We start from the raw sequence: 23,621 nt of genomic DNA, 5'->3' as shown, positions 1-23,621 counted from the left end.
GGGAGACACGGTTAGGCTGGCTCCCATGGCCCTCTTCTCCCGCCGCAAGAAGTCCGGCGACGACGCCGTCGCTCCCGCCCCCTCCGCCGCTCCGGCAGCCGACACCGAGGAGGACGCGAGCATGGCGACCGAGGAGTCGGAGGCGTCGACGGCCGAGGCATCGCCCGCCGTCGGCATCTCCGTCCAGGCGTTCCGCGGTGTCGGCGCCGAAGCCGGACCCGAGGTCGCCCTTCCGGATCCGGATGCCGCGACAGCACCGGCGCCCGCTGCCGCAGCGACACCGCCGCGCCCGGCGGAGGAGCCCGCGGCGCCGGCTGCCGAGCGGAAGCTCCCGCTCGCTCCGGCGCTCCCGCCCGAGCAGACCGAGACCGTGGCGGGCATGAAGGACAACGTCCTCCTGCGCGAGTCCCTGGCGCAGATCGAGGCGGGCGCCTCCAACGAGCAGCTCCTCGGAGTGCTCCGCCAGGCTCTGCAGAGCCACCTCTACATCCGCGTGAGCGGTGATGCCCGCGCGCAGATCAGCGAGGGCAAGCCGCTGGCCGTCGCCGTGGTCCGTGACGGAGAGCGGCAGTTCATGCTGGCATTCAGCTCGGCGGCCGCCGTCCGCGACTCCGTCCAGCTCGAAGCAGACCCGTCCGCCACGTCCGCGGTCGCCCAGCCGACGACCTCGGTCATGCAGCAGGTCGTCTCCGGCGACTTCGCGGGTCTCATCATCGACAACGCGTCCGCGCCGCATCGTGTGGTGTTCCCCACCGAGCTCCTGCAGAAGACGCTCGAGCAGGCCGACGTCGACATGACCGTGAAGTCGCTGCTCGCCGCTCCGCGGGAGCAGGACTCGCCCGCCAAGGTGGGCGAGGCCCTCGCCACGACGCGCATGTGGGTGGCCGTGAACGACGGATCCGGCACCGGTCAGGTCGGCATCGCCGAGGCTCAGACAGCCGACGGGCGGCGCTTCCTCCAACTCTTCTCGCACCCGCTGGAGGTCATCGCGCTGGGCCGCGGCGACCGCCCGCTGCCCTTCGAGCCTGACCAGCTCGCGAAGGTGCTGACGAGCCACTCCGAGATGGCCGGCGTCATCATCGACTCCGCAGGACCCTCGATGGTGGTGGAGCGCGACGCCCTCGCCCCGGTGCTCGTGCGCGCGGTGCGGATCGAGGACTGACGGCACGCGTACACCGGGGGCCTGCCGGGGGTTCCGTGCGTCGTGACCGCCCCCTAGGGTCGGAGCATGGCCTCTGAACGCGTGACCCTGACCGTCGCCGACACCGACGGAGAGCGTGAGGTCGCGCTCTCCAGCCCGAATCGGATCGTCTGGCCCGACCTCGGCATCACCAAGGCGGAACTCGCCGAGTACGTGCAGCTCGTGTCTGTGCCGTTCCTCTCGGCGAACGGCAACCGCCCGGTGTCCCTGGAGCGCTTCCGCGACGGCGTCGGCGCTGCCGGCAGTCCGCGTCCAGAGGGGTTCTTCTCGAAGAACCCGCCGAAGGGCACTCCGGACTTCGTCGACGCCGTCACGGTCACCTACAACAGCGGCCGCCGCCATCCCCAGATCGTCCTGAACCGCACGAGCGCGATCGTGTGGGCGGTGCAGATGAACACCATCGTCTTCCACCCGTGGGCATCGCTGGCGACCGACTCCGACAACCCGGTCGAGCTGCGGATCGACCTCGATCCCCAGCCGGGCACCGGGTTCGCCGAGGCCGTCCCCGCCGCCCACGCTCTGCGGGAGGTGTTGCGGGAGGCCGGGCTGGAGGCGTTCGCGAAGACGAGCGGCAACCGCGGCCTGCACGTCTTCGCCCCGATCGAGCCGACCCACGAGTTCCTCGACGTGCGGCACGCCGTGATCGCCGCCGGCCGGGAGCTCGAACGCCGGATGCCGGATCGCGTCACGACGAACTGGTGGAAGGAAGAGCGGGGCGAGCGCCTCTTCGTCGACTTCAACCAGGCCAACCGCGACCGCACGATGGCCGGCGCCTACAGTCCGCGCGCCCTCCCCGGTGCGACCGTCGCGACGCCTGTGCACTGGGACGAGCTCGACGATCTCGACCCCAGGACGTTCACCGTCCGGAGCGTCCCGCAGCGGCTCGAAGACGTCGGCGACCCCTGGGCCGACATGCAGGCGAAGCCCGGGCGCATCGACACGCTGCTGGAGTGGTGGGAGCGCGACACGGCGGACGGGCTCGGGGAGTTGCCCTTCCCACCGGAGTTCCCGAAGATGCCGGGAGAGCCGCCGCGCGTGCAGCCGAGCAAGAAGAACGCCGCGAACTGGGATGCCGACGGCAACCCCGTCGACGACTGAGCGCGCTCAGCTCAGGACGTCGGCGAGGTCGTAGCCGTCGACGGTGTCGAGCTGGTCGTACGTGCAGGAGCGGGCGTCCCGGTCCGGCCTCCATCGCTCGAACTGCACGGTGTGGCGGAAGCGCGCGCCCTCGAGCTGGTCGTACCGCACCTCCAGCACCCGCTCGGGGCGCAGGCGAACGAACGACACGTCCTTCGATCCGCTGAACCGCGACCGCTCACCCTCACCCGTCACGGCGGCGCCGTCCTCGTCGCGCTCGACCAGCGGCGCGAGCTCCTCCACGAGCTGCTTCCGCTTCGCGTCACTCCACGCCGCGACGCCGCCGACCTGGCGCAGGGTCCCGTCGGCGTCGTAGAGCCCGACGAGCAGCGAGCCGACCCCGGTGCCGGACTTGTGGATGCGGTAGCCGAGGGCGACGACGTCGGCGGTCCGCGCATGCTTGATCTTGAACAGGGTGCGCTTCCCCGGCGCGTAAGGCTGGGCCAGCGGCTTCGCCACGACGCCGTCGAGCCCCGCGCCCTCGAACTCCTCGAGCCAGCGGACGGCCGCGTCCCGATCGCGGGTGGTCCTGGTCAGGTGCAGCGGGTGCTCCACGGACTCCATGAGCGTCTCCAGCCGGGCCCGGCGCGTCTCGAACGACTGGGCCCGCAGGTCGTCCTCCCCGGAGGCGAGCAGATCGAAGGCGATGAACATGGCCGGGGTCTCCGTGGCGAGCTTCGCGACCCGGGAGGCCGCCGGGTGGATGCGCTGACTGAGGGCCTCCCAGTCCAGACGCTGCGCGCCGTGCGGACCCGTGGCCACGACGATCTCGCCGTCGAGCAGGCAGGGCACGGGCAGCAGCTGCGGGATCGCGTCGACGAGCTCCGGGAAGTAGCGCGTCAGGGGCTTCGCGCCGCGGGACCCGATCTCGACCTTCTCGCCGTCCCAGGCGATGAGCCCGCGGAACCCGTCCCACTTCGGCTCGTAGAGCAGGCCGCCCGGCGTCTTGTCGGGGTCGGGAACGGCCGCGACGGCTTTGGCGAGCATGGGGGCCGGGATCTCGTAGCGCATGCACCCATCCTGGACCGGGCGGCGAGCGGGGGAAAGGGCCGGGTCAGCCGAACAGGTCGTCGAGCTCCGCGGGCGTGCCGGCGTCGCGGAGCACGGTGTGTGCCGCGTGCCATCCCGCCATGCCGTTGACCGCGGGGCCGGGCGGAGTCGAGGCCGACGCGAGGTACACGCCGCGCATCGGCGTCCGCCACGGGGTGGGGGAGAGGACGGGGCGGCGCAGGGCCTGACGCATGTCGAAGACGCCGCCGGAGATGTCGCCGCCGATCTCGGCCGGGTTGATCGCCTCGCGCGAGGATGCCGGCACCGCGTGGTGGGCGAGGATCCGGTCGCGGAATCCCGGCGCGAAGCGCTCGACCTGTGCGGTGATGAGTTCGGTCGGGTCGAGGTCGGAGCCGTTCGGCACGTGGATGTACGCCCAGAGCACGGCCTTGCCGTCGGGCGCCCTGGTCGGGTCGAAGAGCGAGGGCTGGACCGCCAGCACGTACGGACGCTCGGACACGTGGCCGACCGCGACCGCGTTCTCGCTGTTCCACACCTCCTCCCTCGTCCCGGCGACGTGCACGGTCGGGGCGCTCCGCACGTGCTCGTTCGCCCACGGGACGGGTCCATCGAGCGCGAAATCGACCTTCGCCGCCGCGGCGCCGTAGCGGTAGCCGCGGAGGGCGCGGGCGTACGAGGCCGGGATGTCAGGGTGGGTGAGTGCGAGCCGGGGAGAGGTGTTGAGCAGCAGCACGTCACCGCGGTCGGGGTCGCCCGCGTCCAGGTCCGCGAGGTCGGTGACGCGGGCGCCCGTCTCGATCGTGCCGCCATGGGCCTCGAGATCGGCGATGAGGGCGTCCGCGATCACCTGCGAGCCGCCGCGGGGGTACGGCCAGCCGCCGGCGTGGGCGAGCCCGGCCAGCAGCAGACCCGCCGCGGCGCCGGCGAGCGTGGGCTGCGGGGAGTTCGCGTGCGCGACCACTCCGGCCATGAGCGCGGCCGCTTCCTCCGTGCGGAAGGCGGCCCGCGCGAGGGGCGTGCCCTGGTCGAGCATGCGGATGGCGTAGCGGACGGCGGTGATCGGGTCCTGCGGGAGGCGGAGGAGCTGGTTACCGGTGAAGTCCGTGACGCCGTCGATGTGCGTGCTGAGGGGGCGGAGCCGGCGCAGCCAGGCGTCCCCGTCGATGCCGAGGTCGGCGGCGGTGCGCTCGATGTCGCGCCACGCGATGGCGGCACGACCGTCGTCCAGCGGATGGGCGAAGGAGATCTCGGGGCGGATCCACTCGATCCGCTCGTCGAGCCCGAACGCCTGGAAGAAGGGCGAGGCGACGGCTGCGGGGTGGACGGCCGAGCAGACGTCGTGACGGAAGCCGGGGAGGGTGGCCTCCGGAGTGCGCAGGCCCCCTCCGACCGTGTCCGCAGCCTCGAGCACGCGTACCCGGTAGCCGGCGCGGGCGAGGGAGACGGCGGCGGCGAGGCCGTTCGGGCCGGATCCGATGATCGTCGCGAGTGCCATGCGGCCAGTCTCGCACGCGAGTCCGCGGTCGGCGGAGGGGGTTGCGCCGTGCGATCCTGGAAGGGATGAATGAAGTCCAGGGCCCGACCCCCGCCGGCACCTCCCGTCCGTACCGCTCGCTTCCCGAGGCGCTCCGCGCGCACCGCATCGATCCGGTGAACCATGCGTTCATCACCGAGATCGTCGATTCCGCGGGGGTGACCTCTCTGATCGACCGCGGTCGCTACATCGAGGCGATCCGGCGCGAGGGCGCGGCGCTGCACATCGGCCGCACGTACACCAACGGATTCACGGAGGACGAGGTCATCACCGTCGGCTCGACCCGCCTGCGGCTGCAGCCCAGCGAGGGGCGCGCGCCGTACTTCTACGTCACGCACCCGAGCGAGTTCGCCCCGCAGGCCCCCGTCAAGGCCAAGCGTTCCACGACGCCGCGCACCCCGTCGGCGCCGCGCACGCCCGCGGCGCCGAAGCCCGTCGAGCGCGACTACGGCGTGTGCGACGTCTGCTTCATGGTGAAGACCCCCGCCGGCGGCTGCGGCTGCGACTGATGCCCGCGGCCTCCGCGTCGCACGGCGGCGTCTCCGTCCGCGAGGCGGAGTGGCCACAGGATGCGGCCTTCGTCGGTACGGCGATTTCGACGTACCTCCGTCAGACGGAGCAGGAGAAGCACGACGTCCTGGGTGATCCGGAGGAACCCGAGGGCGAACTCCCCGAGCGGTACCGGCCGGAGGTCCGTGACCCTGCGACCGCGTACGCCGATGGTCGGGTGCTCGTGGCGGAGATCGACGGGGCCCCGGCCGGCGTGGTGATCGCCCTGCCGTATGCCGGTCACACCGAGGTCAAGCGGCTCTGGGCTGACCCCGCCGTGCGCGGCCGAGGCGTCGGTTCCGCGCTGCTCGACGCCGTCCTGGCGGAGGCCGAGGGTGCGGTGCGGCTGTCGGTGTGGGAGTGGCGCGACGCCGCGATCCGGCTCTACACGTCCCGCGGCTTCCGCCCCGTCGACCCCTGGGACGATCGCGACCACCTCCTCTGCTTCGAATCGCTCACTTCGCTGCATCCGGCCGCCGAACCCAGCGAAGTGAGCGATTCGAAGGGCTAGGCGAAGGCGCTCATCCCGGTGATGTCGCGACCGAGAAGGAGGGCCTGCACGGACTCGGTGCCCTCGTAGGTGTGGATGGCCTCGATGTCGGCCATGTGCTGCATGACGCCGTTCTCCAGGAGGATGCCGTTGCCTCCCAGGAGGTCACGCGCCGTCGCCGCGATCCGCCGGGCCGCCCGGGTGTTGTGGAACTTGGCGAGCGAGGCCTGGGTCGGACGCAGCGCTCCTGCCTGCTCGAGGTCTGCCATCCGGCGGCAGTAGAGCTGCATCGCCGTCAGGTCCTCCAGCATGTGCGTCAGCCGCTCCTGCACCATCTGGAACTTCGCGAGCGGCTTGCCGAACTGCACACGCTCCTTCGCGTAGGCCAGAGCCGCCTCGTAGCAGGCCGTCGCGTGGCCCAGCGCCGACCAGGCGACTCCGGACCGGGTGGCGTAGAGCACGGTCGAGGCGTCCTTGAAGCTCCTGGTCCCCGGCAGCACCGCGTCCAGCGGTACCCGCACGTCGTCCAGGCGGATGTGCGCCTGGTGGATCGCGCGGAGTGAGGCCTTCCCGCGGATCACAGTGCCGGTGTACCCGGGGGCGTCCTGCTCGACGAGGAAGCACCGCACCGCCCCGTGCTCGGCAGCGGACTCGTCGTCGACCCGTGCCCAGACGAAGGCGATGCCGCCCGAGGCGCCGTTGCCGATCCACTTCTTGGCGCCGCGGAGCACCCAGGAGTCGCCGTCGCGGCGGGCCACGGTCTCCAGCGAGACGGAGTCCGAGCCGTGGTCGGGCTCGGTCAGCGCGAAGGATCCGAGTACCGAGCCGTCGGCGAGTGCCGTGAGCCAGCGGTCCTGCTGGGCGGGCGAGCCGAACAGGGCGAGCGTCCGCAGCGCGAGGCCGCCCTGCACGGCGAGGATCGTGCCGAGGGAGCCGTCTCCCCGCGAGATCTCCATGTTGACCAGGCCGGCGGCGAGCGGGGAGAGCCGGGTGAGCGCGGGATGGTCGACGCCGTCGACGACGAGGTCCATCTCGCCCATCCGGCGGGCGGCGTCGAGCGGGTACTCGGCGCGGTCCCAGGCCTCGGCCATCTGCGGGGCGACCTCGTCGACGTACGCCTTCGCGCGGTCCCAGGCTTCCCGGTCGACGGCGGGGATGTCGGCGAAGACGGCGTAGTAGTCGCTGTCCTGCCGTCCGGTGATGTCGTAGGACGAGACGCGCTCGCCGGGGACGGGGGAGGCTTCCGTGCTCATGATGCTCCTTCGTGACACCAGGTATCGTACTCCTCGATACTCGGTATCACGACCTCTCCGGCGGGCTCAGTCGAGCTCGGAGCGCAGCCTCCGCGTGACCTCGGCGACGGGCATCGAACGCGGGAAGACCGCCACCACCATGTCGTCCGGAGCCCCCGCCGCGGTGTCCTCGCCGACGCCGTACCGTCGACGCGCATCCGCGAGCGCGGACTGGAGGGTGGACAGCGGCACCTTCTTGCGTCCGCGCAGGAGCTGTCGCAGCACGTGGTTGTGCACCGCCGTCACGAGCGCCGCGAAGCCCACCGCGTCCAGCGGATCCACTCCCGGCAGGGCGCTGCGCAGGTACTCGTCGAACAGCCGCTCGTAGCGGAACACGGTGATGATCTCGCGTTCACGGAGCACCGGCACCTCCCGCACGATCTGGTAGCGCCGTCGCGCGAGCTCCGGGTCGTTCGCGAAGTGCGTGAACACGGACTCCGATGCCGCGCAGACCGCGCCCCACGGATCGTCGTGCCCCTCGTCGAGGAACTCCCGGAGCTGCTCCAGCAGGACCTCGTGATCGGCGAAGACCACGTCCTCCTTGCCGCCGAACTGCCGGAAGAAGGTCGACCGGGAGACGCCGGCGGCCTTGGCGATCTGCTCCACGGACGTCTGGTCGAACCCCTGGGCGCTGAAGAGTTCGAGCGCGGCGGCGACGACGCCCCCGGTGCGCAGCTCTGCGGATTCCTGCATGGCGAAATCCTAGACCGCCGTGGGGCTCACGCCCGAGCGTCCCCGCGGGAGCGCACCGCTGACGCAGTTCCAGGACCCGCGTTTCCGTGAGGGCGCGCGACCGTCCATGCTGATCCTGGCTGTGGTCACGAGGCGTCCGGGGTCCGCCGACTCGCGCGCGAGTCCGATGCCCGATACCGCCGAGCGATCCGTATGAAGAGGTCCAGGGCCTCGGCTTCCGAGCGGAAGCGGAGCGGCGCATGGAAGCGCTCACCGCGCTCGTCGGCCTCCCAGACGATCCACTCCTCGCCTTCGCGCTCGATCCAGGCGGACGACTGAGGTCGGCCTGTACGGCCGAACCAGTTCGCGGTCGCGGTGAGCTTCTCGTCGCGGATGATGCGCTGCGCCTGGGCGCCGGTGAGGTCGCTCACGTCGTCTCCTCCGTCTTGCTCCGACGCCGAGAATCGTACCGGAGGCGTCGGCGGGTCGGGGAGGGCGTCGGGGCGTCGGAGCGCTCAGCCTGCGGTAGTAGGCTGGGGGACTGGTCGATGTCTCGACATCGAGAGAATCACCAGACCAGACCGCAGCCCAGTGAAGGAAGCACAGTGGATCTGTACGAGTACCAGGCACGAGACGTTTTCGAGAAGTACGGAGTGCCGGTCCTCGCCGGCATCGTCGCGGACACCCCCGAGGAGGTGAAGGCGGCTGCCGAGAAGATCGGCGGTGTCGTGGTCGTCAAGGCCCAGGTCAAGACCGGAGGCCGCGGCAAGGCCGGCGGCGTCAAGGTCGCCAAGACCCCCGATGAGGCGTACGAAGCCGCGAAGGCCATCCTCGGGCTCGACATCAAGGGCCACGTCGTCAAGCGCGTCATGGTCGCGCAGGGTGCGCGCATCGCCGAGGAGTTCTACTTCTCCGTGCTGCTCGACCGCGCCAACCGCTCCTACCTCTCCCTGTGCTCCGTCGAGGGCGGCATGGAGATCGAGCAGCTCGCCGTCGAGAAGCCCGAGGCCCTCGCCCGCGTCGAGGTCAACCCGCTGACCGGCATCGACAAGGAGAAGGCGGTCGAGATCGCTCGCGCCGCGAACTTCCCGGAGGACCTCGTCGAGAAGGTCTCCGATGTGTTCGTGAAGCTGTACGACGTCTACAAGGGTGAGGACGCGACGCTCGTCGAGGTCAACCCGCTCGTCCGCACCGAGGACGGCGACATCATCGCGCTCGACGGCAAGGTCACGCTCGACGACAACGCCTCCGAGATCCGCCACCCCGAGCACGAGGCGCTCGAGGACAAGGACGCCGCCGACCCGCTCGAGGCCAAGGCCAAGGCGTCCGGCCTCAACTACGTCAAGCTCGACGGCGAGGTCGGCATCATCGGCAACGGCGCGGGTCTGGTCATGTCGACGCTCGACGTGGTCGCCTACGCCGGAGAGAACCACAACGGCGTGAAGCCCGCCAACTTCCTCGACATCGGCGGCGGCGCCTCGGCCGAGGTCATGGCCGCCGGTCTCGACGTCATCCTCGGCGACCCGCAGGTCAAGAGCGTGTTCGTCAACGTGTTCGGCGGCATCACGGCGTGCGACGCCGTCGCCAACGGCATCAAGGGTGCCCTGGAGACGCTGGGCGACACGGCCTCCAAGCCGCTCGTCGTCCGCCTGGACGGCAACCGCGTGGACGAGGGTCGTGCGATCCTCGCCGACTACGCGCACCCGCTCGTGACCCTGGCCGCGACGATGGACGAGGGCGCCGACAAGGCCGCCGAGCTCGCCAACGCCTGACGCTTCGACAGGATTTAAGGAACAGAACATGTCGATCTACCTCAACAAGGACTCCAAGGTCATCGTCCAGGGCATCACCGGCGGCGAGGGCACCAAGCACACCGCGCTGATGCTCAAGGCCGGCACCCAGGTCGTCGGCGGCGTCAACGCCCGCAAGGCCGGCACCACCGTCTCGCACACCGACAAGGACGGCAACGCCGTCGAGCTCCCCGTCTTCGGCTCGGTCGCCGAGGCCATGAAGGAGACCGGCGCCGACGTGTCGATCGCCTTCGTCCCCGGCGCCTTCACGAAGGACGCGATGATCGAGGCCATCGACGCCGAGATCCCGCTGCTCGTCGTCATCACCGAGGGCGTGCCCGTCGGCGACTCGGCCGAGGCCTGGGCCTACGCGCAGAGCAAGGGCAACAAGACCCGCATCATCGGGCCGAACTGCCCCGGCATCATCACCCCCGGTGAGGCGCTCGTCGGCATCACGCCCGCGAACATCACCGGCAAGGGCCCGATCGGCCTCGTGTCGAAGTCGGGCACCCTGACCTACCAGATGATGTTCGAGCTGCGCGACCTGGGCTTCTCGACCGCCATCGGCATCGGCGGCGACCCGGTCATCGGCACCACGCACATCGACGCGCTCGCCGCGTTCGAGGCCGACCCCGAGACCAAGGCCATCGTCATGATCGGCGAGATCGGCGGCGACGCCGAGGAGCGTGCGGCCGAGTACATCAAGGCGAACGTCACCAAGCCGGTCGTCGGCTACGTCGCGGGCTTCACGGCTCCCGAGGGCAAGACCATGGGTCACGCCGGTGCGATCGTCTCCGGCTCGGCCGGTACTGCGCAGGCGAAGAAGGAGGCCCTCGAGGCCGCCGGCGTCAAGGTCGGCAAGACGCCGTCCGAGACCGCCGCTCTCATGCGCGAGATCATCGAGTCGCTCTGACCTGAGCTACGCTTGACCTGAAGGCCCCGGGCTCCACCCCGGGGCCTTCGTCATACCCTCACCCTTTTGAATCGCGCACATGGCCCCATTCCGTGTCGGAATGGGGCCATGTGCGCGACGTGAAACGGGGCTAGATCCCGACGCCGAAGAGGGCCTCGATGGGACCGCGGGCGAAGAAGATCAGGAAGCCGGCGCCGACCACCCACAGCAGCGGGCTGATGGTCTTGGCCTTGCCGGAGAAGGCATGGATGAGCACCCAGCTCACGAAGCCCGCCCCGATGCCGTTGGCGATCGAGTAGGTCAGCGGCATGACGGAGACCGTGAGGAACACCGGCAGCAGCACCCGGAAGTCGCCGAAGTCGATGTGACGGATCTGCGCCATCATCATGGCACCCACGATGATGAGCGCCGCGGCGGCGATCTCCGTCGGGACGATGGAGGTCAGCGGGGTCAGGAACATCGCGATGAGGAAGACGATGCCCGTCACGACGTTCGCGAGTCCCGTCCTGGCACCCTCGCCGATACCCGCGCCGGACTCGATGAAGACCGTGCTGGAGGACGACGAGGTCGCACCACCGGCGATCGCCCCGACACCCTCGACCACGAGTGCCGACTTGATGCGCGGGAAGTCGCCGTTGTCGTCGGCCAGGTTGGCCTCCTTGGCCAGGCCCGTCATCGTGCCCATGGCGTCGAAGAAGTTCGTGAAGAGGAGCGTGAACACGATCATCACGAGGGCGACGAGGCTGACCTTGCCGAGGTCGAACGAGAAGTCGACGGCGCCGATGAGGCTCAGGTCGGGGACGCTGACGGGGGAGCCGTTCAGTGCCGGGACGGTGAGTCCCCAGCCGCCGGGATTCACGACATTGCCCTCATCATCGACGCCGCGGGCGCCGATGTGCCAGATGGCCTCGACGATGACCGCGAGCACGGTGCCGCCGATGAGGCCGATGAGCATGCCGCCCTTGATGCGGAGCGCGACGAGGATGCCCGTGAGGAGCAGGGTGATCACGAACAGCAGGCTCGGCACGGTCGCGACCGACCCGTTGACACCGAGGCCGACGGGCGGCGACGAGGCGCCGGTCGCCGTGACGAAGCCCGAGTTCACGAAGCCGATGAAGGCGATGAACAGGCCGATGCCGACCGTGATCGCGATCTTCAGCTGGAAGGGCACGGCGTCGAAGATCGCCTTCCGCAGCCCGGTGGCGGCGAGGAGCACGATCACGACACCGTTGATCATCACGAGCGCCATCGCCTCGGGCCAGGTGACCTGGCCGACGACGGAGAACGCGACGAAGGCGTTGATGCCGAGTCCGGCGGCGAAGCCGAACGGCAGGCGGGTGACGACACCGAAGAGGATCGTCATGACGCCGGCGGTCAGGGCCGTCGCGGCACCGACGGCGTTGAAGTCGAGCATGTCGCCGGCGACGTCCGGCTTTCCGGACAGGATGATCGGGTTCAGGATCACGATGTAGGCCATCGTGACGAACGTCACGAGGCCTCCACGGATCTCGGTGCCGATCGTCGATCCGCGCTTGCTGATCTCGAAGAAGCGGTCCAGGGTACCGGTGGGTTCGGTGGACGCCGGGGCGGGTGGGGCAGTAGTCATCGGGAAACCTCCGGAGAAACGCTACCGTGTCGTCCGCCTCGCGCGCGCCCACGGGGGCCGGACGGGAAGTCGTCGTAGTCTCGAAGGCGCTATGCAACGCCTCCTCGTCGCGCTCCTCGCCGCCCTCGACGCCGCCATCGCGGCCGCCGTCGGGCTGGCCGTGCTGCTGGCGCCGTTGACGCTCCTGTGGACGCTCGCGTTCGGTGTCGCCGCGGACTGGGGGGCGCTGTGGCCGCTCACCGGAACGCTGTGGGAGTTCGGGCACGGTGTCCCTCTGGAGATCACGATCCCGGACGCCCTGCTCGTCACCCTGGCGATCCCGGCCGACGCCGCGCGCTTCGCCGTCTCGGTCACGCCGCTGGCGTTCCTGCTGCTCACCCTGCTCTTCGCGGCGCGCTCCGGCGCCCGGGCCGCACGGTCCGGCGCGTGGGTGCTGGGATCCCTGTCGGGGACGGTCGTCTTCGCCGTGATCTCGACGGTCGTCGCCCTCACATCCGCGCTGGGTGCCGCGCGCGTCCCGCTGGCTCTCGCGATCCTCTTGCCCCCCGCCGTCTACCTCGTGGGCGCCGTGTGCGGTGCCGTCCGCGTGGCGTGGGAGGACGGCGACGGCGGTGTGCTCGACCGCATCCACGACGTTCTGGACGCCAGGGAGGACTGGGCGCCCGTACCGTCCGCGGTCGTGCGCGGGGCGGCGTTCGCGCTCGTCGGTGTGCTGGGGGCTGCCGCGTTGGCCGTCGCCCTGTCGGTCCTGACCCGTGGGGGCGAGGTCGTCGCGCTGTTCCAGGCGGCGCGGGTCGATGCCCTCGGGGCGACCGTGCTGACCCTCGGGCAGCTGGCCTACCTTCCGACACTCGTGGTGTGGGCGGCCTCCTGGCTCGCCGGCCCCGGGTTCGCCGTCGGCGCGGGCACCGCGGTGTCGCCGGCGGGGACGCAGCTCGGCGTCGTCCCCGGCATCCCCGCCTTCGGTCTGCTGCCGGAGAACACCTCGATGTGGATGCTCATCGTCATCCTGATCCCGGTGGCCGCCGGGGCGTTCGCCGGGTGGGCCGTGCGCTCGCGCCTCGTCTGGGAGGGGACACCGCTCGGGCTCCTGCAGCGGTCGGTGATCGCGGTCGGGATCGCCGCAGTCTCGGCCGGTGTGGCCGCGCTCACCGCCGCCTTCGCGAACGGCTCGATGGGCCCGGGGCGACTCGAGGTCGTGGGACCGGCGGTGCTGCCGTTCGCGTTGTCGCTGGGAGCGGAGGTGCTCGTCGGCGCGGCGATCCTCCTGCTGTCCCCGCGCAACCGCGACGAGCTCGCGGAAGAGCGCACGGACCGCTGGATCGAGGAGATGTCCACGCTCGGCTCCGAGGGCCACGCCGACGACGACCGTCGCTAGGCGTCCCTAGCGCTCTGCGGACCGGGTCGGAGCGGCGCCGGCACGCCGGTAGACTGGGCGCGTGCTCACGGTCGCCGTACTCATCTCGGGCGCCGGCTCGAACCTTCGCGCCCTCCTCGAGGCCGCTCGTCACCCCGATTTCCCGGCGCGTGTCGTCGTGGTCGGGGCGGACCGCGAAGCCGACGGGCTGGCCCACGCCGAGGAGTTCGGCATCCCCAGCTTCACCGTGCCGTGGCACGAGCACGAGAGCCGCGAGGCGTGGGGCGAGGAGCTGGGTCGTCAGCTCGCCGTCTGGACGCCGGACCTCGTGGTGCTCAGCGGCCTCATGCGCCTGCTGCCGTCCTCGCTCGTCGCCGCCTACGCGCCCCGGATCATCAACACCCATCCCGCGTACCTCCCGGAGTTCCCCGGAGCCCACGGCGTCCGCGACGCCCTCGCCGCCGGGGTCCGCGAGACCGGCGCGAGCGTGATCGTCGTGGACGACGGCGTCGACACCGGCCCCATCCTCGCCCAGGAGCGCGTGCCGATCAGGGCCGACGACACCGAGCACACGCTGCACGAGCGCATCAAGCCGGTCGAGCGCCGGCTCCTCATCGACGTCGTCCGGCGCATCGCGACCGGCGACCTCTCCCTGACCTCCGCCCCCTGACCCCCGACGCCCCGCACGAAGGAGCCCATCATGGCCGGCCCCCGCCACGACCCCACGCTCTACCGCGATCGCGACACGGTGCCGATCCGGCGCGCCCTCGTCTCGGTCAGCGACAAGACCGACCTGCTCGTGCTCGCCGCCGCGCTCGCGGAGGCGGGCGTCGAGATCGTCTCGACGGGCTCCACGGCGTCCACCATCCGCGACGCCGGCTTCGAGGTGACGGACGTGGCCGCAGTCACGGGTGTCGCCGAGATGCTCGACGGCCGCGTCAAGACCCTGCACCCGAAGGTGCACGGCGGCCTGCTCGCCGACCTGCGCCTGGAGGACCACGAGCGTCAGCTCGCCGACCTCGACATCGCGCCGTTCGAGCTCGTCGTGGTCAACCTCTATCCGTTCGTGGAGACCGTGGCCTCCGGTGCTGAGGGCGACGACGTGGTGGAGCAGATCGACATCGGCGGCCCCGCCATGGTGCGCGCGGCCGCGAAGAACCACGCCAACGTCGCGATCGTCGTGTCGCCGCAGTCCTACCCCGCGATCGTCGCGGCCGTGGAGCAGGGGGGCACCTCGCTCGCCCAGCGCCGGGAGCTCGCGGCGCGGGCCTTCGCGCACACCGCGGCCTACGATACGGCCGTCGCGCAGTGGTTCGCCGAGGGGACCCTCAACGAGCCGGGCGACCTTCCGGCTCATCTGACGATCCAGGCCGAGCGGCTCGCGACGCTCCGCTACGGCGAGAACTCCCACCAGCGCGGCGCCATCTACACCCGCGCCGGGGGCCACGGCATCGCCCAGGCCACGCAGCTGCAGGGCAAGGAGATGTCGTACAACAACTACGTCGACGCCGACGCCGCCCTGCGCGCCGCCTACGACATGGTCAAGCCCGCCGTCGCCATCATCAAGCACGCGAACCCCTGCGGGATCGCCACCACCGCCCCGAACGCCCTCGACCCGATCGCCAGCGCGCACCTCCGTGCCCACGAGTGCGACCCCGTGTCGGCGTACGGCGGGGTGATCGCCGCGAACGGCACCGTGACGCTGAAGATGGCCGAGAACCTGAAGGACATCTTCACCGAGGTCATCGTGGCGCCGTCGTTCGAGCCCGCGGCCCTCGAGGTCTTCAAGGCGAAGAAGAACCTGCGCCTGCTGCAGCTCCCCGAGGACTGGCAGCAGGAGCGCATGGACGTGCGGCTCGTGTCCGGCGGTCTCCTGCTCCAGGACGCAGACCGCTTCCCGGACGACATCGTCTCGGTCGCGAAGAACTGGGAGCTCGTGTCGGGGGAGCGTCCGAGTGACGAGGAGATGGAGAACCTGATCTTCGCGTGGAAGGCCTGCCGGGCCGTGAAGTCGAACGCGATCGTCCTGGCGAAGGACAATGCGACGGTCGGCGTCGGCATGGGCCAGGTCAACCGGGTCGACTCGTGCCGCCTCGCGGTGGAGCGGGCGGGAGATCGTGCCGCCGGATCGGTCGCGTCGTCCGATGCGTTCTTCCCCTTCGCGGACGGTGCCCAGGTGCTCATCGACGCGGGTGTCACGGCGATCGTGCAGCCCGGTGGGTCCGTCCGTGACGAGGAGGTCGTGGATGCCGCGCGCAAGGCCGGCGTCACGATGTTCTTCACGGGGGAGCGTCACTTCTTCCACTGACCGAGACCCCGGTCTTCCGTCGAGACCCCGGTGTGCGCACGTCTGCACCCCGGGGTCTCGGCGCGTCGGCGGGGTTTCGGGGAAGAAACCGCGATGTCCGATTTCCGCCAGCCGTAGCCCTGCGGGGGTGAGAGAGTGGAGGACATGAGCCTCCCCGTGACCGCGTTCGACGAGCGTTACCGGGCCATCAGCGCCCGGGACACCCGCTTCGACGGCCAGTTCGTCACCGCCGTGCGCTCGACCGGGATCTACTGCCGTCCGAGCTGCCCCGCCCGCACCCCCAAGCCGCAGAACGTGACCTTCTATCCGACCAGTGCCGCGGCGCACGAGGCGGGCTACCGCGCATGCAAACGCTGCCTGCCGGAGGCCGCCCCCGGGTCGCCCGCGTGGGACGTCCGCGGAGACACCGCCGCTCGCGCCATGCGGCTGATCGCGTCCGGCGTGGTCGAGCGCGAGGGCGTGCCAGGGCTCGCCGCGCGCCTCGGCTACTCGAGCCGTCACCTCACGCGGCTGCTGACGACCGAGCTCGGCGCCGGACCTCTGGCACTGGCGAGAGCGCATCGCGCCCACACCGCCCGCATGCTGCTCGTGGGGACGGACATGCCCATCGCCGACGTCGCCTTCGCCGCCGGCTTCCACAGCATCCGCCAGTGCAACGACACGATCCGCGAGGTGTTCGGCCTCACGCCCGGAGAGCTGCGCGCCCGCCGCCGCACGCCGTCCGCGTCCGTGCCGGGAACGATCGACCTGGTCCTGCCGTACCGGGGTCCCCTGGATGCGGCCGGGATCTTCGCGTGGATGGCGGCGCGGGCGGTGACCGGGGTCGAGGAGGCCACGGCCACGGCGTTCTCCCGACACCTCCGGATGCCCGGAGGCCCTGCGTGGTTCGAGGTGCGTCAGGAGGAGACGGAGCGGCTGCACCTCCGGGCTCGGGTCGCGCAGCTCGGCGACCTCGCGCCGCTGGTGGCGACCGCGCGTCGGATCTTCGACCTCGACGCCGACCCCCTGGCGATCGACGAGGCCCTGGCGGCGCACCCGCCTCTCGCTCCCCTCATCGCGCGCACCCCCGGTATCCGCGTGCCCGGAGCGGCCGATCCGCACGAGATGCTCATCCGCGCGATGATCGGGCAGCAGATCACGGTCGTCGCCGCCCGCACCGCGCTCACCGCCCTCACCGACGCGCTGGGGGAGCGGACCCCCGAGGGGCTGCTGTTCCCGACGATGTCGGCCATCGCGGCCCACGGCGCCGAGGTGCTGCGGGGGCCCGCCGCCCGCATCCGCGCCGTCACCGGAGCCGCCGCCGCCCTCGCGGACGGGAGCCTGACCCTCACGGTCGGCGACGACGGCCCCACGCAGCGCGCGGCCCTGCTGGCGATGCCCGGCATCGGTCCCTGGACCGCCGACTACGTGCGGATGCGGGTGCTCGGCGATCCGGACGTGCTGCTGCCCGGTGACGTCGCCCTCCGCGCCGGTGCCGCGGCTGCCGGTCTCCCGGCCGAACCGAAGACCCTCACCGCCTGGGCGGAGCGCACCGCGCCGTGGCGGAGCTACCTCAGCGCGCACCTGTGGCGTGCCGCCCCGATCCGTCCCGCCGGACCGCGGAGCAAGACCGCCACCCGGCCCGCCCGCGGCCACGAATCCGACACCGAGGAGACCTCATGACCGCACTCATCCAGACCCTCGACACCGCCGACGGTCCTTTCACGATCCTCGCCGACGAGCGCCAGCGGGTGCTCGTGTCCGGGTGGACCGACGACGTCGAGGCGATCCTCGGACGCCTGCCGTCCCGAAGCCGTCCCGACGCTGTGCGGGAGGCCGAGACGGACGCGGCGGGTGCCGTCCGCGCGTACTATGCCGGCGACGTCACGGCGATCGACGCGATCCCGGTCGCGCAGACCGGCACCGCCCTGCAGCTCGCCGGATGGGCGGCGCTCCGCGGCATCGCCCCGGGGGAACCCCTGACGTACACGGGCTTCGCGGCCCGGCTCGGCAATCCGCGTGCGGTGCGGGCCGCCGCGTCGATCTGCGCCCGCAACGCCCCGGCCCTGTTCGTGCCCTGTCACCGGGTGCTCCGCACGGACGGCTCTCTCGGCGGCTTCGCCTGGGGCCTGCCCGTGAAGGAGAGGCTCCTGGCGCGCGAACGCACCGCGCGCTGACCTCCCGGTTCGAAGGGCCCGCTCCCCGGAGAGCGGGCTCTTCGTCGTCTCGGGAATTCCTCTTGCGCTCAGCTGGTTCACAGGAATAGGCTGATGGGCTGTCGCGCCAACCGGACGACCTCGCCGAGCCCTGAGGAGGACACCATGACCACGATCGCCACCGCGCGGATCGCCACCCTCGGCTCGACCCCGGCGCGCCCGCTCTCCTAGAGCCCCCGCCCTCTTCTGCACCGGATGCCGGGCTCCGTGAGCCCGCTCTCGCATCCGTCCTTTCACTCTTCTCACCCTCGACTCCTCTGAGAGACATGTCTTCCACGTCTTCCGCGCAGAAACCGTCCCCCTCGTCCTCCCTCTCCACGCCCGCCGCGCTGTGGCGGCTCAAGCCGTTCGTGAAGCCGGTCATCTGGCGTCTCGCCGGTGGTGCCGCCAGCGCGCTCGCGGCCGCGCTCATCGCGCTGATGATCCCCATCGTGCTCGAACAGATCATCGGCGGGCCGGTGCAGTCCGGAGCGCTCGACGCGATCGTCTGGGGCGCGCTCGCCGTGTTCGCGCTCGGCCTCGGCGAGGCGCTCATGGTCTGGCTCCGCCGGCAGTTCGTGTTGTTCCCGGCCACGCAGGTCGAGTACCGCATGCGCACCGAGCTGTACTCGCGACTGCAGACCCTCCCGGTCGCCTTCCACGACCGGTGGCAGTCCGGCCAGCTGCTCAGCCGCATGATGCAGGACATCGGCCTGATCCGCCGGTGGCTCGCCTTCGGCCTCGTGCTTCTCGTCGTGAACGTGCTGACGATCCTCATCGGCTCCGTCCTGCTGTTCCGCTGGCACTGGCTGCTGGGCACGATCTTCCTGGTGACGGCGATCCCGCTGTGGATCCGCGGCTACCTGTTCGAGAAGCGCTACGGCGCCCTCACGCGGCGCAGCCAGGACCAGGCCGGCGACCTCGCCACGAGCGTCGAGGAGAGCGTGCACGGCATCCGGGTGCTCAAGGCGTTCGGACGGGGCACGCACGCCCTCCGCCGCTTCAGCCGTCAGGCCGAGACGCTGCGCGAGACCGAGATGAGCAAGGCCCGAGCCATCGCCTCGATCTGGTTCTGGCTCGACCTCATGCCGCAGATCGCCTTCGGCCTGAGCCTGATGTCCGGCATCTGGCTCATCTCGCAGGACGCGATCACCTCGGCGGAGCTCTTCGCCTTCTTCGCGATGGCCGTCGTGCTGCGCTGGCCGATCGAGTCGATCGGCTTCCTCTTCTCGTTCATGCTGGACGCGCGCACGGCGACGGACCGCGTGTTCGACATCTTCTCGGAGACGAACACCATCACCGACCCCGCGAACCCCGTGCACATCGAGAACCCGCGCGGCGAGCTCGCGTTCGAGAACGCGCACTTCCGCTACCAGGACGCGGCCCCCGACGAGCGGGACCTGCTCGACGGCATCGACCTCGTGCTCCGACCGGGGGAGACCATGGCGCTGGTCGGGCTCACCGGCAGCGGCAAGACCACGTTGACGACCCTGCCGACGCGGCTCTACGACGTGACGGGAGGGCGGGTCACGCTCGACGGCGTCGACGTGCGCGACCTCACGCTCGCCGAGCTGCGCGAGCACATCGCGATGGCGTTCGAGGACGCGACGCTCTTCTCCGCCTCGGTCCGCGAGAACGTCCTGCTCGGGCGCGCCGACCTCGACGTGCACAGCCCCGAAGCCGAGCGCGTCCTGCGCGAGGCGCTCGACGTCGCGCAGGCCGCCTTCGTCGACACGCTCCCCGAGGGCGTCGAGACGGTCATCGGCGAAGAGGGACTGAGCCTGTCCGGCGGACAGCGCCAGCGGCTCGCCCTCGCCCGAGCGGTGGCCGCCAAGCCGCGGGTGCTCGTCCTGGACGACCCGCTGTCGGCGCTGGACGTCGACACCGAGGCCCTCGTCGAGGAGGCGCTGCGGCACGTGCTCGCCGACACCACGGCGATGATCGTCGCACACCGTCCGTCCACCGTGGCCCTCGCCGATCGCGTGGCGCTGCTGGAGGACGGCCGGATCACCGCGGTCGGCACGCACACCGAGCTGCTGAAGACGAGCCGGCACTACCGGCACGTCATCTCCAGCTTGGAGGCCGAGGAGGCGGCTCGCACCGGCGCCATCCCGATCATCCGCGACGAGCAGTCGGAGATCCACGACACCGTGCAGGACGGCATCCGCCAGGAGGCCGACGATGAGGCGCCGGGAAGCGCCTCCCGATTCGCAGGAGAGGAGGTGCAGCGATGAGCTCCCTCACCGGAACCCAGGACGAGGACCGCTCCCGCCTCACCACGGAGGAGAGCAGGGCGATCCGCCGTCGCTCGCTGCGGCTGCTCGGCTCGCTCGTGCGCCCGCTCAAGCCGCAGATCGTGCTCGCCGCCACGGTGCTCGTCATCTCGACGGCGCTGCAGGTGGCCGGGCCGATCCTCATCAGCATCGGCCTCGACCGCGCTCTCCCGGCGGTGCTCGACGATGCCGACTGGATGCCCACCTTCGTCGTCGGCGGGATCTATCTGCTCGCCGGCGCTCTGGCCGCCGTGCTCATCGCCTGGTACGTCATCATCGCGGCCAAGCTGACCCAGGCCGTGCTGCTGGACCTGCGCAAGCGCATCTTCCTGCACACCCAGCGTCTGAGCCTGGAGTTCCACGAGTCGTACACGTCCGGGCGGATCATCTCGCGCCAGACGAGCGACCTGGACTCCATCAAGGAACTCCTCGACGGCGGCCTGAACGAGCTCGTCTCCGGCGTGCTCTTCGGTGTCTTCACGTTCATCGCCCTGTGCGTGTGGGACTGGCAGTCCGGTCTGATCCTCGCGATCGGCGGCGTGCCGCTGTTCTTCCTCATGCGCTGGTTCTACTCGCGCTCGCAGCTCGTGTATCGCGAGTCCCGGGTGATCAGCGCGAAGGTGATCGTGCAGTTCGTCGAGACCATGACGGGCATCCGCGCGGTCAAGGCCTTCCGGAAGGAGCCGCGCAACGACGAGGCCTTCCAGGGCGTGGCCGGCGAGTACCGGGACGTGAACCGCCGCTCGATGCTGCTGTTCGGCACGTTCGAGCCGGGGCTCATGGGCGTCGCGGCGCTCGTCCTGGGCGTGGTCGTGCTGTGGGGCGGCATCCGGGTCTCGGAGGGGACACTGACGGTCGGCGTGCTGCTGTCCGCCGTGCTCTACGTGCGCAACTTCTTCGCTCCGATGCAGGAGATCGCGATGTTCCTCAACTCCTACCAGTCCGCCACCGCGGCGCTGGAGAAGGTGTCGGGCGTCCTGGAGGAGGTGCCGACGGTGCCGGACCCCGAGAAGCCGGTGGACCTCTGGGAGTCCCGGGGGCACATCCGCTTCGACGAGGTCACGTTCGCGTACAACGAGGACAAGACGATCCTGCCGAACTTCTCGCTCGACATCCCCGCCGGGCAGACGATCGCGCTGGTCGGGACGACGGGGGCGGGCAAGTCCACGCTGGCCAAGCTCATCTCCCGGTTCTACGACCCGTCCGCGGGGACGGTGACCCTCGATGGCGTCGATCTGCGGTCGCTGCACCCGAAGGACCTCCGCCGCGCGATCGTCATGGTCACGCAGGAGGCGTACCTGTTCAGCGGGACCGTCGCCGACAACATCGCGCTCGGGCGCCCGGATGCGACTCTGGACGAGATCCGCGAGGCGGCGCGGGCGGTGGGCGCCGACGCGTTCATCTCGGCGCTGCCTGACGGGTACGACACCGACGTGAACAAGCGCGGTGGTCGTGTCTCGGCAGGGCAGCGACAGCTCATCTCGTTCGCCCGCGCCTTCCTCGCCGACCCGGCGGTGCTGATCCTCGACGAGGCGACGGCCTCGCTGGACATCCCGTCCGAGCGGCTGATCCAGGACGCGCTGCAGACGCTGCTGGCCGACCGGACGGCGATCATCATCGCGCACCGGCTGTCGACGGTCGCGATCGCTGACCGTGTGCTCGTGATGGAGCACGGCCGGATCATCGAGGACGACACCCCCGCCGCCCTCATCGGCGGCACCGGGAAGTTCGCCCAGCTGCACGCGGCCTGGCAGGAGACGCTCGTCTGACGTCCTGACGCGACAGTGGCCCCGGCATCCGTACGGATGCCGGGGCTTCCTCGTCCGGGCGCGGGTGCGCCGGGATCGGTAGCATCGAGGGATGGACCCCTTCCTCCTCGTCGCGGAGTGGTGGTGGCTCGCGCCGACCGCCGCCGCCGGGGTGACCGCGGGCGCGATCGGCGTCCGTCGGCGCAACACCCGGAGCGGTCGCCGGCTGGAGTACGACGCGGCCCGGCACGACCTCCGCGAGGCCCAGCAGCGCGCGGTGGTGCGACGGACGGCCCTGAAGGTGGCACGGGCCGACCTCGCCCGGGTCTCCGCCGAGCGGGCCGCGCAGCGGGCGAGCGCGGAGCAGGTGTCCGGCGCCCGACGCATGCTCAAGGAGCGTGAGCGCGACGCCAGGGCCGCGGCGGCCGACGTCCGCGCCCGGCGGGTCAGGGTGAACGCCGCTCGCGCCGCGATCCCCGCCGGCTCCGCGCCGCGGCCGCTGGAGCGCCTGTATGCGGAGCACGACGCGGTGACGGCGCGGTGGATGCGGTATGAGACAGACCCCGCGTTGCAGATCACCTATCCCGAGATGACGGACGTGAAGCGTCCGGAGACGGCCGCCTACCTGCGGGCCGCCGGTGCCGCGGTCGAGGCGCGTCGGCAGACGACGGGCCGGGTGACCGCCGCCGAGTACGCGGCGTACCGCGACGCTGTCGCGGAGCTGGAGCGGGCGTTCGAGGCCGCCGAGCACGCGGCGAAGGTCCAGACGGGCGAGGCACCTCCGACCGCGGCCTGGCAGGACGCCGCGCAGGACATGCTGCACCGCTCCGCGGAGGCCATCGACCGCGCGGCAGGTGCTGCCGCCTCAGCGCTCGCCGCGTGGAACAGTCGCCGGGGCAAGGGCACGCCTCCGAACGGCAACGGTCAGCGCTGAGGAGGATCGAGGTCGAGCCGTCCGGCGGGATCCGAGGGCGACGGAGTCTCGATGGGGGAGGGGATTCGAGACCCCGCCGCCGGTCTCAGGAGGGGACGCGGATCTCGGCGATGACCTCGCCGTAGGCCGTCTCCCCGACGGGGGTGAAGCCGACGCGACGGAAGAAGGCCTCCGGGCCGTCCTCGCCCGCTTCGTAAATCACATTGACGTGGTCGACGCCGCGGGTGCGCGCTTCGTCGATGAGGTTCTCGACGGCGAAGCGGCCGATGCCGCGACCCTGGTCGTCCGCGTCGACGTTGATGCGCCACAGCACGGAGCGGAAGTGCTCCTCCGGGGCCTCGTCGTCGAAGTTGGCGCTGACGAAGCCCACGACCTCGTTGCGGTCCAGGATCACCCGCTGCCAGGAGGTCTGCGGGTTGATGACGGTGGCCGCGATGCCGTACGAGACGGGCGCGAGGAACTGCTCCTGTCCGGGCTTGAGCGACAGGTTGTTCACGGCGACGATCGTCGCGGCGGAGAGTTCGACCATGCGCAGTTCGGACATGCCCCCAGGCTAGCCCCTCCGCTCACCGCATTCATCACTCGGGCGGACTTTTCACGGACCGGTCACGTGCCGGACCCCGTCGCCGGGA

Annotated in this window: 21 protein-coding genes; 14 read left to right on the top strand and 7 right to left on the bottom strand. The window is 71.1% G+C overall.

Going from position 1 to position 23,621, the window contains the following annotated elements; all coding sequences use genetic code 11:
- Nucleotides 1-25: 25 nt before the first annotated feature.
- On the top strand, nucleotides 26-1,162 hold the full coding sequence (locus AB0N68_RS15160; RefSeq protein WP_280568188.1) for an SseB family protein: 1,137 nt from the start codon (nucleotides 26-28) through the stop codon (nucleotides 1,160-1,162).
- A 66-nt stretch (nucleotides 1,163-1,228) separates the two neighbouring features.
- The gene (gene ligD / locus AB0N68_RS15155) at nucleotides 1,229-2,299 is read left to right on the top strand and encodes a non-homologous end-joining DNA ligase (RefSeq protein ID WP_280568186.1); all 1,071 of its coding nucleotides are present in this window, start codon (nucleotides 1,229-1,231) and stop codon (nucleotides 2,297-2,299) included.
- Nucleotides 2,300-2,305: 6 nt separating this feature from the next.
- Here ligD and AB0N68_RS15150 read toward each other — a convergent pair whose 3' ends face one another.
- The gene (locus AB0N68_RS15150) at nucleotides 2,306-3,349 is read right to left on the bottom strand and encodes an ATP-dependent DNA ligase (RefSeq protein WP_187663453.1); all 1,044 of its coding nucleotides are present in this window, start codon (nucleotides 3,347-3,349) and stop codon (nucleotides 2,306-2,308) included.
- A gap of 43 nt (nucleotides 3,350-3,392) precedes the next feature.
- Nucleotides 3,393-4,844 (bottom strand): phytoene desaturase family protein, encoded by a 1,452-nt coding sequence (locus tag AB0N68_RS15145; RefSeq protein WP_280568182.1) that lies wholly within the window; start codon nucleotides 4,842-4,844, stop codon nucleotides 3,393-3,395.
- 65 nt (nucleotides 4,845-4,909) lie between these two features.
- Between AB0N68_RS15145 and AB0N68_RS15140 the strand changes: the two genes are divergently transcribed.
- Both AB0N68_RS15140 and AB0N68_RS15135 read left to right on the top strand, forming a co-directional pair.
- Nucleotides 4,910-5,392 carry a hypothetical protein gene (locus AB0N68_RS15140; protein WP_280568179.1) on the top strand — a complete coding sequence of 161 codons (483 nt, stop codon included), beginning with the start codon at nucleotides 4,910-4,912 and terminating at the stop codon, nucleotides 5,390-5,392.
- A complete protein-coding gene (locus tag AB0N68_RS15135) occupies nucleotides 5,392-5,943 on the top strand; it encodes a GNAT family N-acetyltransferase (RefSeq protein WP_280568176.1) in 552 nt (183 codons plus the stop codon). The genes AB0N68_RS15140 and AB0N68_RS15135 overlap by 1 nt, the downstream gene beginning before the upstream one ends.
- Here the strand turns inward: AB0N68_RS15135 and AB0N68_RS15130 are convergent.
- From AB0N68_RS15130 to AB0N68_RS15120, 3 genes are all read right to left on the bottom strand, one after another.
- Nucleotides 5,940-7,175, bottom strand: coding sequence for an acyl-CoA dehydrogenase family protein (locus tag AB0N68_RS15130; RefSeq protein WP_187663457.1), 1,236 nt, complete (start codon nucleotides 7,173-7,175; stop codon nucleotides 5,940-5,942). The genes AB0N68_RS15135 and AB0N68_RS15130 overlap by 4 nt on opposite strands.
- 66 nt (nucleotides 7,176-7,241) lie before the next feature.
- The gene (locus AB0N68_RS15125) at nucleotides 7,242-7,907 is read right to left on the bottom strand and encodes a TetR/AcrR family transcriptional regulator (RefSeq protein ID WP_259954271.1); all 666 of its coding nucleotides are present in this window, start codon (nucleotides 7,905-7,907) and stop codon (nucleotides 7,242-7,244) included.
- A 125-nt stretch (nucleotides 7,908-8,032) separates the two neighbouring features.
- Complete coding sequence (locus tag AB0N68_RS15120) at nucleotides 8,033-8,317, bottom strand: hypothetical protein (protein WP_280568171.1); 285 nt, start codon at nucleotides 8,315-8,317, stop codon at nucleotides 8,033-8,035.
- 174 nt (nucleotides 8,318-8,491) lie between these two features.
- Between AB0N68_RS15120 and sucC the strand changes: the two genes are divergently transcribed.
- Both sucC and sucD read left to right on the top strand, forming a co-directional pair.
- A complete protein-coding gene (sucC, locus tag AB0N68_RS15115; RefSeq protein WP_025103777.1) occupies nucleotides 8,492-9,658 on the top strand; it encodes an ADP-forming succinate--CoA ligase subunit beta in 1,167 nt (388 codons plus the stop codon).
- Between the two features lie 28 nt (nucleotides 9,659-9,686).
- Entirely contained in the window at nucleotides 9,687-10,589 is a 903-nt protein-coding gene (gene sucD, locus AB0N68_RS15110; RefSeq protein ID WP_025103778.1) for a succinate--CoA ligase subunit alpha, read from the top strand.
- Between the two features lie 130 nt (nucleotides 10,590-10,719).
- On the opposite strand, the gene AB0N68_RS15105 is transcribed toward sucD, so the two are convergent.
- A complete protein-coding gene (locus tag AB0N68_RS15105; RefSeq protein WP_187663461.1) occupies nucleotides 10,720-12,195 on the bottom strand; it encodes an NCS2 family permease in 1,476 nt (491 codons plus the stop codon).
- 91 nt (nucleotides 12,196-12,286) lie between these two features.
- On the opposite strand from AB0N68_RS15105, the gene AB0N68_RS15100 reads away from it, so the two are divergent.
- From AB0N68_RS15100 to AB0N68_RS15065, 8 genes are all read left to right on the top strand, one after another.
- A complete protein-coding gene (locus AB0N68_RS15100) occupies nucleotides 12,287-13,573 on the top strand; it encodes a cell division protein PerM (protein WP_280568165.1) in 1,287 nt (428 codons plus the stop codon).
- A gap of 61 nt (nucleotides 13,574-13,634) precedes the next feature.
- Nucleotides 13,635-14,222 carry a phosphoribosylglycinamide formyltransferase gene (purN, locus tag AB0N68_RS15095; RefSeq protein ID WP_136052729.1) on the top strand — a complete coding sequence of 196 codons (588 nt, stop codon included), beginning with the start codon at nucleotides 13,635-13,637 and terminating at the stop codon, nucleotides 14,220-14,222.
- Between the two features lie 30 nt (nucleotides 14,223-14,252).
- Nucleotides 14,253-15,860, top strand: coding sequence for a bifunctional phosphoribosylaminoimidazolecarboxamide formyltransferase/IMP cyclohydrolase (gene purH, locus AB0N68_RS15090; protein WP_259954278.1), 1,608 nt, complete (start codon nucleotides 14,253-14,255; stop codon nucleotides 15,858-15,860).
- 144 nt (nucleotides 15,861-16,004) lie between these two features.
- A complete protein-coding gene (locus AB0N68_RS15085) occupies nucleotides 16,005-17,522 on the top strand; it encodes a DNA-3-methyladenine glycosylase 2 family protein (protein WP_313366422.1) in 1,518 nt (505 codons plus the stop codon).
- Nucleotides 17,519-18,016, top strand: coding sequence for a methylated-DNA--[protein]-cysteine S-methyltransferase (locus AB0N68_RS15080; protein WP_280568156.1), 498 nt, complete (start codon nucleotides 17,519-17,521; stop codon nucleotides 18,014-18,016). The genes AB0N68_RS15085 and AB0N68_RS15080 overlap by 4 nt, the downstream gene beginning before the upstream one ends.
- Before the next feature lie 305 nt (nucleotides 18,017-18,321).
- The gene (locus AB0N68_RS15075; protein ID WP_259954281.1) at nucleotides 18,322-20,268 is read left to right on the top strand and encodes an ABC transporter ATP-binding protein; all 1,947 of its coding nucleotides are present in this window, start codon (nucleotides 18,322-18,324) and stop codon (nucleotides 20,266-20,268) included.
- Nucleotides 20,265-22,076 carry an ABC transporter ATP-binding protein gene (locus AB0N68_RS15070; RefSeq protein WP_280568150.1) on the top strand — a complete coding sequence of 604 codons (1,812 nt, stop codon included), beginning with the start codon at nucleotides 20,265-20,267 and terminating at the stop codon, nucleotides 22,074-22,076. The genes AB0N68_RS15075 and AB0N68_RS15070 overlap by 4 nt, the downstream gene beginning before the upstream one ends.
- A gap of 91 nt (nucleotides 22,077-22,167) precedes the next feature.
- Entirely contained in the window at nucleotides 22,168-22,989 is an 822-nt protein-coding gene (locus AB0N68_RS15065; protein ID WP_313366423.1) for a hypothetical protein, read from the top strand.
- 85 nt (nucleotides 22,990-23,074) lie between these two features.
- Here the strand turns inward: AB0N68_RS15065 and AB0N68_RS15060 are convergent, their stop codons facing one another.
- Entirely contained in the window at nucleotides 23,075-23,533 is a 459-nt protein-coding gene (locus AB0N68_RS15060) for a GNAT family N-acetyltransferase (protein ID WP_101847088.1), read from the bottom strand.
- Nucleotides 23,534-23,621: the final 88 nt, after the last annotated feature.

This window comes from Microbacterium meiriae (genome assembly GCF_040685015.1).
GTDB classification, from domain to species: domain Bacteria; phylum Actinomycetota; class Actinomycetes; order Actinomycetales; family Microbacteriaceae; genus Microbacterium; species Microbacterium meiriae.
Note: the sequence above shows the minus strand (reverse complement) of the source record. Positions and strands in the feature narration are given on the sequence as shown.